Origin of the sequence: Citrobacter sp. Cf116 (genome assembly GCF_030336505.1) — a bacterium.
In the GTDB taxonomy this organism is placed as follows: Bacteria; Pseudomonadota; Gammaproteobacteria; order Enterobacterales; family Enterobacteriaceae; genus Citrobacter; species Citrobacter freundii.
The window spans coordinates 735,069-748,588 of sequence record NZ_JAOWEQ010000034.1 but is presented as its reverse complement, the minus strand read 5'-3'; the positions used below and the strand labels follow the sequence as shown (position 1 = coordinate 748,588).

Sequence of the window (13,520 nt, the reverse complement as noted above, 5' to 3'; positions counted from 1 at the left end):
GACAATTTGCGAAAAAACCCGCTTTGGCGGGTTTTTTTATCGTTATTTTTCGCCTCAGATCCACGGTAATCCGCTGATTGCCACCTCTTTTTCCCCATTTCAAGAATCGACTCACCACAAAGGTCACAAAATCTGGTAAACTATCATCCAATTTTCTGCCCAAATGTCCGGTATCGTTCATTTTTTGTTTGTATTTTGAACAGCAATGACTTTCCCGAGTCTGGGTGACATCACTTCTGGCTGGCCACTGAGTGGCTGGTAGCAGTAAAAATTCTGAATATACCTGGAGGTTTTCATGGCTGTCGCTGCCAACAAACGTTCGGTAATGACGCTGTTTTCTGGTCCTACTGACATCTATAGCCATCAGGTCCGCATTGTGCTGGCTGAGAAAGGTGTTAGTTTCGAGATTGAGCACGTGGAGAAGGACAATCCACCTCAGGATCTGATCGACCTCAACCCGAATCAGAGCGTACCGACACTGGTGGATCGTGAGCTGACCCTGTGGGAATCTCGCATCATTATGGAATACCTGGATGAGCGCTTCCCGCATCCGCCGCTGATGCCGGTTTACCCGGTTGCGCGTGGTGAAAGCCGCCTGTACATGCAGCGTATTGAAAAAGACTGGTACACGCTGATGAATGTCATCGTGAACGGTTCTGCATCTGAAGCCGAAGTCGCGCGTAAGCGTCTGCGCGAAGAACTGCTGGCAATTGCGCCAGTATTTGGCCAGAAACCTTACTTCCTGAGCGATGAGTTCAGCCTGGTAGACTGTTACCTGGCGCCGCTGCTGTGGCGTTTACCGCAGCTGGGTATTGAATTCAACGGTGCAGGTTCGAAAGAACTGAAAGGGTACATGACTCGCGTCTTCGAACGTGACTCTTTCCTGGCTTCTCTGACTGAGCCTGAACGTGAAATGCGTCTGGGCCGGGGTTAACCTGTATGGATTTGCCACAGCTAACACCACGCCGTCCGTATCTGCTGCGCGCATTCTATGAGTGGTTGCTAGACAACCAGCTCACGCCGCATCTGGTGGTGGATGTGACGCTCCAGGACGTGCAGGTTCCAATGGAATATGCGCGTGACGGGCAAATTGTTCTGAATATTGCACCGCGTGCGGTGGGCAACCTGGAACTGGCTAACGATGAAGTGCGCTTTAACGCGCGCTTCGGTGGTGTGCCGCGTCAGGTGTCTGTGCCGTTGGCTGCTGTTCTGGCAATTTATGCACGTGAAAATGGCGCTGGTACGATGTTCGAACCGGAAGCCGCCTACGATGAAGATGTCGCCAGCTTAAATGATGACGACAACGACGCGTCTGGTTTTGAGAGTGAAACAGTCATGTCGGTCATTGATGGCGATAAGCCTGACAATGGCGACGACAACGATCCTGATGACACTCCGCCGCCACCTCGCGGTGGGCGTCCAGCGCTGCGCGTAGTGAAATAAATAGTGAAATAAAAAAACAGGCCCTTTCGGGCCTGTTCTGTTTTCTGGCTTCGGGATCAGTAAAACAGCGCGATGGTGGCTACCATATTCACCACAAATCCTACTGCCATCGGGATTGCTGTACGTTTTACTACTTCAAAGGGCGACACGCCGGCAATACCTGATGTCACGACAATTACAGCGGTTATGGGTGACACCGCGCGGGCAAGCGTAGTGGCAAAATGCATCGGCATAATCATCACTACTGCAGGCATATGCAGCCCGGCGGCAATATCCGGAATGAGGCTGGCAAAAGACATAAACGGTGCGTTGCCTGACCCCATGACAATCGCACAGGCGGCGATGACCATCGCCATGATGATCATCACGCCAATGCCGCCAAGACCGGAATGCTCTGCGCCTTTTATTACGGCGTCGACAGTCCCGATAGTCGTCAACCCTTTCGCAAAGATTTCACCGGCGACCACCAGCGTGACAACGTTGGCAAACTGCGTCCCCATGCCGTCAAAAAAAGCCTGCACATCATCCATCGTTTCGCGCAGATTATGTTTATGCAGGAATTCAACAAACATAGTCAGCGTCATGCTCATCAACATCACCACCACCAGATTCAACTCTGCTTTCATTAGCCCCATTTGCGCAAGGGCAAGCGAGCCCAGCATCAGGATCAGCGGCATGACGGGTAGAATGGCGTAATAGAGCGGAGGTACGTTTTCCAGCGTCTTTTGTTCAGCAAATCCGTTGCTTTCCGGTGCGGCTTTTTTATCAAACTGACGCTGAACGAAAAAATGCGCAATGGCGACGGCGACAATGACACACGACGCGACGGGCAACTGGTATTGAAAGAAATAAGTGGCGATTTTCATACCCGCGACCTGCGCGGCAAAAATAGAGTTGGTTTCCAGAATGCCCCATTCAATCGACATCGAAGTGGCAATGACCGCAACAGCGGATAAACGGCTCACGCCAAGACTGACCAGCGTTGGGAATAGCGTCACCATCAGCAACATACCTAACCCGGATGCGCTGGTAATAAATTGCGCCATGATCTGACCAATAACATAGGTGGCGGCAAGCACAACATAGGGTGAGCGGATTAGCTTGAGCGGGCGGCTTAACAGGCTAACCATCGCTCTGCTGGCTCCCATTCTGTCCATATAGCGGGCATAACCACCCACTGCCATGATTGATAACCCCAGCCCGGCCGCGCGGTTGGAGAGCATACGCAAAATTTCGTTGTAAATATCGACCAGTAGATAGCCACTGCTCTTATCGTCAGCGACCAACACGCCGTAGCCCAGCCAGACGCCGCAGATCATCAGGAAGATCCCGGCGGCGGCCAGCACGACCTGCGGTTTGTAGTTTTTGAGGATCAGGTAACCCATCGTTAATAAAACGATGACAGAGATAATGATGCCGAACATTGTTTCACTCCATGCCAGAGAAGAAGATAAATCCGGTAATAACGCTGTTATCCCAACGGATGTTATATTTTTCTGGGCATTTTTTATGGAGTGAATATCTTATTTTTAATTCAAGGGTTTAATTATTTATCGTTATAAAATAGATGGTTATGATAAATTATCACGTTAATGTTCATAAATTTCATGAAGATGATATAACTCTATTAAATTAAAAATAGGCGGAAGATACTCGCTTAAAATAATATTGCTGTTACGTATATTATCAATAAGCCAGCGGGGGCGGATCGACCATCATTTCACCCTGCTTTCGATCCTGTGTTAGGATAAACCCGCTGTTGTTTGTCACCACGACTTAGCTGAATGGACCCTATGAACGCATTTGATTCGCAAGCTGAAGACTCTCCATCCACCATTGGCCGTAGCTTACGCAATCGCCCGCTGGCGCGTAAAAAACTGTCTGAAATGGTTGAGGAAGAACTGGAGCAGATGATTCGTCGTCGGGAATTTGGCGAGGGCGAACAGTTGCCGTCTGAACGGGAGCTGATGGCCTTCTTTAACGTGGGCCGTCCTTCTGTACGAGAAGCGCTGGCCGCGTTAAAACGCAAAGGTCTGGTACAAATCAACAACGGCGAGCGCGCCCGCGTTTCGCGTCCTTCAGCTGATACCATCATCAGCGAGCTGTCTGGTATGGCGAAAGATTTCCTCGCACATCCCGGCGGCATTGCCCACTTCGAGCAGTTGCGACTGTTCTTTGAATCAAGCCTGGTTCGATACGCCGCCGAACATGCGACAGATGAGCAAATCGACAGGCTGGCGAAAGCGTTGGAGATCAACAGCCAGTCGCTCGATGACAATACGTTGTTCATCCGTTCGGACGTTGATTTTCACCGCGTACTGGCGGAGATCCCGGGCAATCCCATCTTTATGGCGATCCACGTTGCGCTGTTAGACTGGTTAATTGCTGCCCGTCCGGCCGTTGCCGATCAAGAATTGTATGAACACAATAACGTGAGTTATCAGCAGCATATCGCCATTGTCGAGGCGATTCGTCAGCGTGATCCTGAAGAAGCAGACCGCGCACTGCAAGAACATCTCAATAGCGTTTCCGCAACCTGGCACGCCTTCAGCAAAAGTAAAAAATTGCGTAAGTAATCGCGATCCTGACGATCTTTTAGTGAAGCAGATCGCACTATAAGCGTTCTGTATTGTATTGCTGCTTATTTGATCTGGTATAACAGGTATAAAGGTATGCAGTCAGATAACACTAATCATCGTCAGAGGTCGTTATGGCAAGAAATTTAAAAGGCGTAATGCCAGCGTTATTAACTCCATTCGATAACCAACAGAAACTGGACATCGAGAGCCTGCGCCGTCTGGTGCGTTTCAATATTGGGCAGGGGATCGATGGGCTCTACGTTGGTGGCTCAACGGGTGAGGCTTTTGTCCAGAACCGCGCTGAAAGAGAGCAGGTTCTGGAAATTGTTGCTGAAGAAGCAAAAGGCAAGGTGACGCTGATCGCCCATGTTGGCACGGTGAGCACCGAAGAGAGCCAACAGCTGGCGAGCGCTGCGCATCGATACGGATTTGATGCGGTTTCGGCCGTCACGCCGTTTTACTATCCGTTCAGCTTTGAAGAGCACTGCGATCACTACCGCGCAATTATCGATTCCGCCGGTGGCTTACCGATGGTGGTCTATAACATCCCGGCACTGAGCGGCGTAAAACTGACGCTGGATCAGATCAACACGCTGGTGACGTTGCCGGGCGTTGGCGCACTGAAGCAAACTTCTGGCGATCTCTATCAGATGGAACAGATCCGCCGCGCTCATCCCGATCTGGTGCTTTATAACGGTTATGACGAGATCTTCGCTTCTGGACTGCTAGCAGGCGCAGATGGTGGTATCGGTAGCACTTACAACATCATGGGATGGCGTTATCAGGGAATTGTGAAAGCGCTCAAAGAAGGTGACATTCGCACGGCGCAAAAGCTGCAAACCGAGTGCAATAAGGTTATCGATCTGCTTATTAAGGTTGGCGTGTTCCGCGGCCTGAAAACAGTACTGCACTATATGGATGTGGTTTCTATTCCACTGTGCCGTAAACCCTTTGCTCCGGTAGATGAACGCTATCTGCCGGAACTGAAAGCGCTGGCAAACCAACTGCTGGCGGAAAAGGCGTAATCGCGGGTCGCCGGGGGCGCTTCGCTTGCCCGGCCTGGATTTTTCGACCGTAAGCCGGGTAAGGCAAAGCCACCACCCGGCACAACAACAAAGATCGTCGGGAGAGTAAAATGAGTATTTCTACCCAGAGCATCCCGTGGTATCGCCATCTCAATCGGGCACAATGGCGGGCATTTTCCGCCGCCTGGCTGGGATATTTGCTTGATGGTTTCGATTTTGTGTTAATCGCCCTGGTGCTGACAGAAGTGCAGGGCGAATTCGGACTGACGACGGTGCAGGCCGCCAGCCTGATCTCGGCCGCCTTTATCTCCCGTTGGTTTGGCGGGTTAGTGCTGGGGGCAATGGGCGACCGTTACGGACGCCGTCTGGCAATGGTCACCAGCATCATTCTGTTCTCCGTGGGGACGCTGGCCTGCGGCTTCGCGCCGGGCTACACCACCATGTTTATCGCCCGTCTGGTTATCGGTATGGGAATGGCGGGTGAGTACGGCTCCAGTGCAACCTATGTTATTGAAAGTTGGCCTAAACACCTGCGAAATAAAGCCAGTGGCTTCCTGATTTCCGGTTTCTCTGTTGGCGCGGTGATCGCCGCGCAGGTCTACAGCCTGGTGGTTCCGGTCTGGGGGTGGCGCGCGCTGTTCTTCATCGGCATTCTGCCAATTATCTTCGCCCTCTGGCTGCGTAAAAATATTCCGGAAGCGGAAGACTGGAAAGAGAAACACGAAGGCAAAGCGCCAGTGCGCACGATGGTGGATATTCTCTACCGGGGCGATCATCGGGTAATTAATATTCTGATGACGATCGCCGCTGCAACCGCGCTGTGGTTCTGCTTTGCTGGCGACCTGCAAAATGCGGCTATCGTGGCGGTCCTCGGCCTGATATGTGCGTTTATTTTCATTAGCTTTATGGTGCAAAGCAGCGGGAAGCGCTGGCCGACGGGCGTCATGCTGATGGTGGTCGTACTATTCGCCTTCCTCTATTCATGGCCCATTCAGGCGCTGCTGCCAACCTATCTGAAAACCGAGCTGGCCTATGATCCGCACACGGTTGCCAATGTCCTGTTCTTTAGCGGATTTGGCGCGGCGGTCGGTTGTTGCGTCGGCGGTTTTCTTGGCGACTGGCTGGGCACGCGCAAGGCCTATGTCTGCAGTCTGCTGGCCTCGCAGTTGCTGATTATTCCGGTATTTGCGATTGGCGGCTCAAACGTCTGGGTGCTGGGTTTGCTGCTGTTTTTCCAGCAAATGCTCGGCCAGGGGATCTCCGGGATCTTACCAAAACTGATTGGCGGCTATTTCGATACCGACCAGCGTGCGGCGGGCCTGGGCTTCACCTATAACGTGGGCGCACTGGGTGGGGCTCTGGCACCGATCATCGGCGCGCTGATTGCCCAACGTCTGGATCTGGGCACCGCGCTGGGATCGCTCTCTTTCGGCCTGACATTTGTGGTGATCCTGCTGATTGGTCTCGATATGCCGTCCCGCGTACAGCGCTGGCTGCGTCCTGAAGCGTTACGTACGCATGATGCCATTGATGGTCGACCGTTTAGCGGGGCTGTGCCGTTCGGCGGTGACAAAAGCACCATGGTGAAATCCAAAAGTTAATCCCATTGCCCGGTGTTGAACCGGGCAATTAGCGTAAGGGAAGAAGTATGTCGTTACTTGAGCAACGGGATAAAAAGCGTATCACCGCGATGCAGAAGGCGGTGTCATGACCACATTGGCAATGGATATCGGCGGTACCAAACTGGCTGCCGCGCTGTTAGACAGTAATCTGCAAATTCGCGAGCGGCGTGAATTGCCGACGCCCTCCAGCAAAACGCCGGAGGCGCTGCGCGCTGCGCTGCAAGCACTGGTTGCACCGCTACAGGGGCGTGCTAATCGGGTGGCGATCGCCTCGACGGGGATTATCCGTGAGGGGGCTTTACTGGCGCTGAATCCGCATAACCTTGGCGGGTTGATGCATTTTCCGCTAACACAAACGCTGGAACAAATCACCGGCCTGCCGACGCTGGCAGTCAATGACGCACAGGCGGCGGCCTGGGCGGAATACCACGCTATGGCAGATGAGATAAGCGACATGGTGTTTATCACCGTGTCGACAGGCGTCGGCGGCGGCGTGATCAGCAGCGGCAAGTTACTCACCGGGTCTGGTGGTCTGGCTGGGCACTTAGGACATACGCTGGCGGATCCCAATGGACCGGCCTGCGGCTGCGGACGTGTGGGCTGCGTCGAGGCGATTGCTTCCGGTCGAGGGATCGCGGCTGCAGCCGAAGGTACGCTTGCTGGATGCGACGCCAAAACCATTTTTAGCCGCGCCGGGCAAGGAGATGAGCAGGCAAGCAGGTTGATCCATCGCTCGGCGCGTACTTTGGCAAGGCTTATCGGCGATGTGAAGGCCACGACCGATTGCCAGATTGTGGTGATTGGCGGCAGCGTTGGGCTGGCTGAAGGATATATGGCGCTGGTTGAACATTATCTGGCACAAGAGCCCTTGGCCTATCACGTGGAATTACTGGCGGCGCATTACCGCCATGACGCTGGATTACTGGGGGCCGCGCTGTTGGCCCAGGGAGAATGATGATGATATCAGATGAGTTGCGTTCACTGCCTTCTGCCGGATTACATCCGGTCTTACAGCAGGCATTAACGCTTGCCATTGCGGCGAATCCGCAGGAGAAAACGCCAGGGCGCTACGCGTTGCAGGGCGATACTATTTTTATGAATGTCATGCAGTTTGCGACGCAGAGCCCAGAGCAAAAGAAAGCGGAACTGCATCAGCAGTACATTGATATTCAGGTGCTGTTGTCCGGCGAAGAACGCATTCTGTTCGGGATGACCGATTCTGCTCGCCAGTGCGATGAGATGCATGTTGAGGATGACTATCAGCTGTGCAGCGAGATTGCCGATGAGCAGGCGATCGTACTGAAACCGGGAAGATTTGCGATTTTTATGCCGGGCGAGCCGCATAAACCGGGCTGTATGGTGGGGGGGCCGGGGGAAATCAAAAAGGTCGTGATCAAGGTGCGCGCCAGCTTATTACAAGCCTGACGATGAGAGACCGTGTCGGATGGCAAGGCTTGCGCCATCCGACACTGGATAGAACAACTTAGCGCTTAAACGTCACCGCTTCCGGCTGCGCCAGATGCAGCGTGGTCTGGCTTGGCACTGTCTCAGCAATGACTCGCCCGTGACGAATGGAATAACGTGCAGGCGTCTGGCGACGAACCGCGTCAAATCCATTTTCTGCCGCTAAAATCACCAGATTTCCGGAGTTTCCCACGTTCAGACCGTAATCCTGCAGGTGCAGGGTTTTCGCACTGTGGGTGGTAACCAGGTTCAGCCCATCGTTGATTTGTCCGTATCCCATCAGCTGACACACATGTAATCCCATATGCAGTACCTGCAGCATATTGGCGGTGCCCAGCGGATACCACGGGTCGAAGACGTCATCATGGCCGAAGCAGACGTTGATCTCCGCTTCCAGCATCTCTTTGACGCGCGTTACGCCGCGACGTTTAGGATACGTATCAAAGCGCCCTTGCAGGTGAATATTTACCAGTGGGTTCGCGACAAAGTTAATGCCGGACATTTTCAACAGGCGAAAGAGGCGGGAAGCATACGCGCCGTTATAGGAATGCATTGCCGTGGTATGGCTGGCGGTCACGCGTTCGCCCATATTGTCACGATGCGCCAGCGCCGCGACGGTTTCAACAAAGCGTGATTGCTCATCGTCAATTTCGTCGCAGTGCACATCGATAAGCCGATCGTATTTCTGCGCCAGAGCGAAAATTTTGTGCAGCGACTCAACGCCATATTCACGCGTAAATTCAAAGTGGGGGATCGCGCCAATGACGTCTGCGCCCAAACGCACGGCTTCCTCTAATAGCGCTTCACCGTTGGGGTAAGAAAGAATGCCCTCTTGCGGGAAGGCGACAATTTGCAGCTCTACCCACGGCGCGACTTCTTGCTTCACCTCCAGCATGGCTTTCAGTGCAGTCAGCGTCGGATCGGAAACGTCAACGTGCGTGCGGACATACTGGATGCCGTTGGCCATCTGCCACTTCAGCGTCTGCATGGCGCGCGCTTTGACGTCTTCGTGCGTGAGCATTGCCTTACGTTCGGCCCAACGCTCAATGCCTTCAAATAACGTACCAGACTGGTTCCAGCTCGGCTCGCCTGCGGTTTGCGTGGTGTCCAGATGGATATGTGGCTCAACGAACGGTGGAATGGCCAGGCCGCCTTCGGCATCAAGCACTTCGCCCTGCGGTAACGTGGCGGTGTCCTGTGGCTCAATCCGGCTGAAGCGCCCGTTTTCAATCGTGAGCTGCCACAATCCTTCGCGTCCCTGTAAACGTGCCTGACGAAGGGTGATGTTATTATTCTGCATGGCTGACCTCTGGTGATTTAGCAAGGCTGCGATTAAAAAGTGGATTCAGCAGGATATAGCTGAATACGCCGCCAAGTACGGCGTTGACGGGCACAATACCGGGAATATAGTGACCTGCGGCAATGCCCAATGCAACGGACAGGATCGCTATCCAGTTTACGGAAATAAATTGCGCTTTGCTGAAGTCGGCATAGCGACGATGGTTCAGCAGATAGTCGGCGATGATCACCCCGCCAATCGGGGGAATTGCTGCCGACAGAAAAGTCAGCCAACCGACAAAGTTATTGTAAAGCCATAGCGCGCACAATGTGCCGATAATACCGTTAGCCACCGACAGCGTACGGCTGGAAAGGCCGGTAATATTGGCAAATCCCAGACCTGAGGCATACAGCGCATTGTCGTTAGTCGTCCAGATGTTCAGACCGAGCACTACAATCGCGGGCAGCAGCAGTCCCTGGGCAATCATCACATCAGAGATATCCGCCTGTCCAACCGCAGCCGCGCCCGCAGCGCCGAAGATGAACATCAAGGAGTTGCCAAGGAAAAACGCCACCATGGCAATCAGCACCGCGCCTTTGGCGTTGCGACCAAAGCGCACGAAGTCGGCGGTTAATGTTCCTGCGCTGACAAACGAACCGACCACCAGCGCCAGGGCGGTGGAGAAATTCAGCGGCGTCTGCGGCACTATCGCTTTTAAATGGTCTAAACCGCCGACATCACTCACCGCCAGCCAGACGGAGTAGCTGCCAAGAACGACGATGGCAGGCACGGCGATGATAGATAAAACGGTCAGCGCCGAGATGCCAAAAAAGATGGTCAGGGTCATCAACAGACCGGAAACCGCAATCAGGATATTGACGTCAATTCCTGTCGCTTTGCCCACCGGGATAGCAAACATAGCCACACCCACGCCAAACCAGCCTACCTGCGTACCGCCTAACAACAGTGAGGGAAGCCATGAACCTTTCAAACCAAATGAGTAACGCGCCAGAAGGTGGGTTGAGAGCCCTGTTTTTGCGCCGATAAAACCGAGAAATGCAGTGTAAATACCGAGGAGAAGATTACCGAAGAGAACTGCCAGGAAGAAATCATTATAGGAAAGACCGGTACCGAGTGTGCCACCGGTCCACATACTGGCGGAAAAAAATGTAAGCCCCAACATGACAAATGTTAGTGGAACCACGCCTTTCCGCGCCGCCAGAGGGACGGGGCCCTGGCTATAATTGTTGTCCTGCGACACAACGCCTCCATGAATTTTGCCCAAAAAATCCGCCGCATAATATACAGTTCTCAGAATAAAGCAAACGATTACGTATAATCTTTACATGGTTATTATTTATGGTGTTGATGATTGCGTTGATTTTCCTTGGTCGACAGTTAACCCGCGTCTGTGAGTTGAGTTCCCAGCATGGTTTGTGAACGAATGAGCTCGTCTGCAAGTAATTTTTCATCAGGTAGCTGTACTTTGTACTCGCTCGCCTGGATGGTATTCGGTAGGCCGTTCAACGCGTAGTGCGCTTCCCCCGCCCCTTTTCCTGCGCACAGAATCAGCCCGACTGGCGGATTTTCCCCCGGTATCGTCCAATGTTCTTTGGCATAGTTCAGATACATATTCATCTGCCCGGCATCCGCATAGCTGAATTTGCCTACTTTTAGATCAACGAGCAACAGGCAGCGTAAACGACGATGAAAGAACAGCAGATCGACGCGGAACCAGTTATCGTCAATGCGCAATCGACGCTGACGGCCAACAAAAGCAAAATCGTCGCCGAGCTCCAGCATAAAGTCCATCAGGTGATTGATCAGCGCCTCTTCAAGATCCGATTCTGAATACTCATCCTTGAGGCCAAGAAACTCCAGAATGAACGGATCGCGGATGGCCTTTTCAGGCAAGACTTCAGGCTCCGTCGGGACTGCCTTCTGCAACATGGCGGATTTGTCGCGGGACAACAGCGTCCGCTCATAAAACTGAGTGGCAATTTGTCGATTGAGCTGCCGTACTGACCAGCCGTTACGGAGAGTCTCTTTCTCATAAAAAGTGCGGGCATCGGCATTTTTAACAGACAAGAGGCGGACATACGCCGACCAGGGTAGTGGGAATGTTTTGGCGAGTTGTATGAGATTTTGAGATTCACCAGACAGTGTCTGCTGAATCTCAATTTGTTGAAAATAAAGATAAAACATACGCATTTGCCGTATGTTTACCATGGAAAACCCCCGTTTATAGCGTTGGTTTAGATCCACTGACAGCCGTTCAATAAGCTGAGCGCCATAGGCTGCCCGGGATTCACCACCTTGCTCAAATTCAACAATTCGTCGACCAATTTCCCAGTAGGTCGCCGTCATTAGTGCATTGATACTACGGACAGTTTCTGTCCGCGCGGTGTCCAGTAGTCGAACAATTCCGTTATGGATTTGCTGATAGTCATCTGCATCCTGAAGTGACGTCGGCGTGGTCATACTTCATCCCTTTCGTGAAAGTTACGGTGTAAAAATATTCCGCGATCAATACGCCCGGGTGCTGAAGTGGTCAATCCACATTCTACTAATTACAAAGACTTGCAGTCTTAATTGCGAGTAGCTTTCAAAGAATGGTGGAGAAATACGGAGAAAAAAAGCCCCTGTCGACAAACGTGAACAGGGGCCAGAGAAGGCTCTTTTACACTTCCAGGTAATTCAGAATCCCGTCTGCCGCTTTACGACCTTCGGCAATCGCGGTGACCACCAGATCCGAACCGCGTACGATGTCGCCGCCTGCGAAGATTTTCGGGTTGCTGGTCTGGAAAGCGTTGTCGCTACGTTCCGGGGCAATAATGCGCCCCTGTGAATCCAGTTCGACGCTGTGCTCTTTCAACCATTCCATGCTATGTGGGCGGAAACCAAACGCCAGGACCACGGCATCAGCCGGAACAACGTGCTCGGAGCCAGCGACGATCTCCGCACGGCGACGTCCCTTCGCATCCGGTTCGCCCATTTCAGTGCGCGCCATTTTCACGCCGCACACTTTCCCGTTGGCATTCACTTCCACACCTAAAGGCTGGACGTTGAACTGGAACTCGACGCCTTCTTCGCGCGCGTTTTTCACTTCGCGTTTCGAACCCGGCATGTTCTCTTCATCGCGACGATAGGCGCAGATAACGTGTGATGCTTCCTGACGTACGGAGGTGCGCACGCAGTCCATCGCGGTATCGCCACCGCCGAGCACGACGACACGTTTGCCTTCCATGCTGATGTATGGCTCATTGCTGCTTTCGCCAAAGCCCATCAACTGTTTGGTATTGGCAATCAGGAACGGCAGGGCATCAAACACGCCATCAGCGTCTTCGTTTTCCAGCCCGCCGCGCATCGACTGATAGGTTCCTACGCCAAGGAACACGGCGTCGTAATCCTTCAGCAAATCGTTGAGCTGTACGTCACGGCCTACTTCCACGTTCAGTTTGAACTCAATGCCCATGCCGGTGAAGATTTCACGGCGACGGGTCATGACCTCTTTTTCCAGCTTGAAGGCTGGGATACCGAAGGTCAGCAAGCCGCCGATTTCCGGGTGACGGTCAAAGACCACCGCCTTCACGCCGTTGCGGGTCAGCACATCAGCACAGGCCAGACCTGCAGGACCGGCACCGATAATGGCGACGCGCTTGTCCGTCTGGCGAACACCGGTCATATCCGGACGCCAGCCCATCTCAAACGCTTTGTCGTTGATATAGCGTTCAATATTGCCGATGGTCACCGCGCCGAACTCATCGTTCAGCGTACAGGAACCCTCACACAGACGGTCCTGCGGACACACGCGCCCGCAGACTTCCGGCAGGGTGTTGGTCTGATGTGACAGCTCAGCCGCTTCAAAAATACGTCCCTCATTCGCCAACTTCAGCCAGTTCGGGATGTAGTTATGCACCGGGCACTTCCACTCGCAGTACGGGTTACCGCAGGACAGGCAGCGATCTGCCTGTGCTTTGGCTTGGCCTTCGGAAAACGGCTCGTAAATCTCGATAAACTCGATCTTGCGGATCTTCAGCGGCTTCTTCGGCGGATCAACACGCTGCAGGTCGATAAATTGGTATACGTTCTGACTCATTGCTGCTAC

At 53.1% G+C, this 13,520-nt stretch carries 12 protein-coding genes; 7 read left to right on the top strand and 5 right to left on the bottom strand.

Annotated features, from left to right (window positions below):
• Positions 1-295: 295 nt before the first annotated feature.
• Both sspA and sspB read left to right on the top strand, forming a co-directional pair.
• Positions 296-934 carry a stringent starvation protein SspA gene (sspA, locus tag OGV74_RS08965; protein ID WP_003025132.1) on the top strand — a complete coding sequence of 213 codons (639 nt, stop codon included), beginning with the start codon at positions 296-298 and terminating at the stop codon, positions 932-934.
• 5 nt (positions 935-939) lie between these two features.
• Positions 940-1,443 (top strand): ClpXP protease specificity-enhancing factor, encoded by a 504-nt coding sequence (gene sspB / locus OGV74_RS08960; protein WP_003025130.1) that lies wholly within the window; start codon positions 940-942, stop codon positions 1,441-1,443.
• 56 nt (positions 1,444-1,499) lie between these two features.
• Here the strand turns inward: sspB and dcuC are convergent, their stop codons facing one another.
• Positions 1,500-2,867: an anaerobic C4-dicarboxylate transporter DcuC gene (dcuC, locus tag OGV74_RS08955; RefSeq protein WP_286520667.1), complete on the bottom strand. Its 1,368-nt coding sequence runs from the start codon at positions 2,865-2,867 to the stop codon at positions 1,500-1,502.
• 360 nt (positions 2,868-3,227) lie between these two features.
• On the opposite strand from dcuC, the gene nanR reads away from it, so the two are divergent.
• The 5 genes from nanR (at position 3,228) to nanQ (ending at position 8,094) form a co-directional block, all read left to right on the top strand.
• Positions 3,228-4,019 carry a transcriptional regulator NanR gene (nanR, locus tag OGV74_RS08950; protein WP_071697446.1) on the top strand — a complete coding sequence of 264 codons (792 nt, stop codon included), beginning with the start codon at positions 3,228-3,230 and terminating at the stop codon, positions 4,017-4,019.
• A 134-nt stretch (positions 4,020-4,153) separates the two neighbouring features.
• Positions 4,154-5,047: an N-acetylneuraminate lyase gene (gene nanA, locus OGV74_RS08945; RefSeq protein WP_071697447.1), complete on the top strand. Its 894-nt coding sequence runs from the start codon at positions 4,154-4,156 to the stop codon at positions 5,045-5,047.
• Between the two features lie 110 nt (positions 5,048-5,157).
• Positions 5,158-6,648 (top strand): MFS transporter, encoded by a 1,491-nt coding sequence (locus tag OGV74_RS08940; protein ID WP_086504612.1) that lies wholly within the window; start codon positions 5,158-5,160, stop codon positions 6,646-6,648.
• Between the two features lie 106 nt (positions 6,649-6,754).
• Positions 6,755-7,624 (top strand): N-acetylmannosamine kinase, encoded by an 870-nt coding sequence (nanK, locus tag OGV74_RS08935; protein ID WP_086504611.1) that lies wholly within the window; start codon positions 6,755-6,757, stop codon positions 7,622-7,624.
• 2 nt (positions 7,625-7,626) lie between these two features.
• Positions 7,627-8,094: an N-acetylneuraminate anomerase gene (gene nanQ / locus OGV74_RS08930; protein ID WP_003025108.1), complete on the top strand. Its 468-nt coding sequence runs from the start codon at positions 7,627-7,629 to the stop codon at positions 8,092-8,094.
• Between the two features lie 58 nt (positions 8,095-8,152).
• Here nanQ and OGV74_RS08925 read toward each other — a convergent pair whose 3' ends face one another.
• The 4 genes from OGV74_RS08925 to OGV74_RS08910 form a co-directional block, all read right to left on the bottom strand.
• Complete coding sequence (locus OGV74_RS08925) at positions 8,153-9,433, bottom strand: cytosine deaminase (protein ID WP_003025105.1); 1,281 nt, start codon at positions 9,431-9,433, stop codon at positions 8,153-8,155.
• On the bottom strand, positions 9,423-10,673 hold the full coding sequence (gene codB / locus OGV74_RS08920) for a cytosine permease (RefSeq protein WP_003844832.1): 1,251 nt from the start codon (positions 10,671-10,673) through the stop codon (positions 9,423-9,425). Before codB ends, OGV74_RS08925 begins: the two co-directional genes overlap by 11 nt.
• A 137-nt stretch (positions 10,674-10,810) precedes the next feature.
• Positions 10,811-11,893, bottom strand: a complete 1,083-nt coding sequence (locus OGV74_RS08915) for a PDDEXK nuclease domain-containing protein (RefSeq protein ID WP_003025099.1) — start codon at positions 11,891-11,893, stop codon at positions 10,811-10,813.
• Between the two features lie 199 nt (positions 11,894-12,092).
• Entirely contained in the window at positions 12,093-13,511 is a 1,419-nt protein-coding gene (locus OGV74_RS08910; RefSeq protein WP_003025096.1) for a glutamate synthase small subunit, read from the bottom strand.
• Positions 13,512-13,520 lie beyond the last annotated feature (9 nt).

Excerpts from the sequence above, each read along its gene's own strand:
- sspA (WP_003025132.1), top strand. The coding sequence starts at position 296 with ATGGCTGTCGCTGCCAACAAACGTTCGGTAATGACGCTGTTTTCTGGT.
- sspB (WP_003025130.1), top strand. The coding sequence starts at position 940 with ATGGATTTGCCACAGCTAACACCACGCCGTCCGTATCTGCTGCGCGCA.
- dcuC (WP_286520667.1), bottom strand. The coding sequence starts at position 2,867 with ATGTTCGGCATCATTATCTCTGTCATCGTTTTATTAACGATGGGTTAC.
- nanR (WP_071697446.1), top strand. The coding sequence starts at position 3,228 with ATGGACCCTATGAACGCATTTGATTCGCAAGCTGAAGACTCTCCATCC.
- nanA (WP_071697447.1), top strand. The coding sequence starts at position 4,154 with ATGGCAAGAAATTTAAAAGGCGTAATGCCAGCGTTATTAACTCCATTC.
- OGV74_RS08940 (WP_086504612.1), top strand. The coding sequence starts at position 5,158 with ATGAGTATTTCTACCCAGAGCATCCCGTGGTATCGCCATCTCAATCGG.
- nanK (WP_086504611.1), top strand. The coding sequence starts at position 6,755 with ATGACCACATTGGCAATGGATATCGGCGGTACCAAACTGGCTGCCGCG.
- nanQ (WP_003025108.1), top strand. The coding sequence starts at position 7,627 with ATGATATCAGATGAGTTGCGTTCACTGCCTTCTGCCGGATTACATCCG.
- OGV74_RS08925 (WP_003025105.1), bottom strand. The coding sequence starts at position 9,433 with ATGCAGAATAATAACATCACCCTTCGTCAGGCACGTTTACAGGGACGC.
- OGV74_RS08915 (WP_003025099.1), bottom strand. The coding sequence starts at position 11,893 with ATGACCACGCCGACGTCACTTCAGGATGCAGATGACTATCAGCAAATC.
- OGV74_RS08910 (WP_003025096.1), bottom strand. The coding sequence starts at position 13,511 with ATGAGTCAGAACGTATACCAATTTATCGACCTGCAGCGTGTTGATCCG.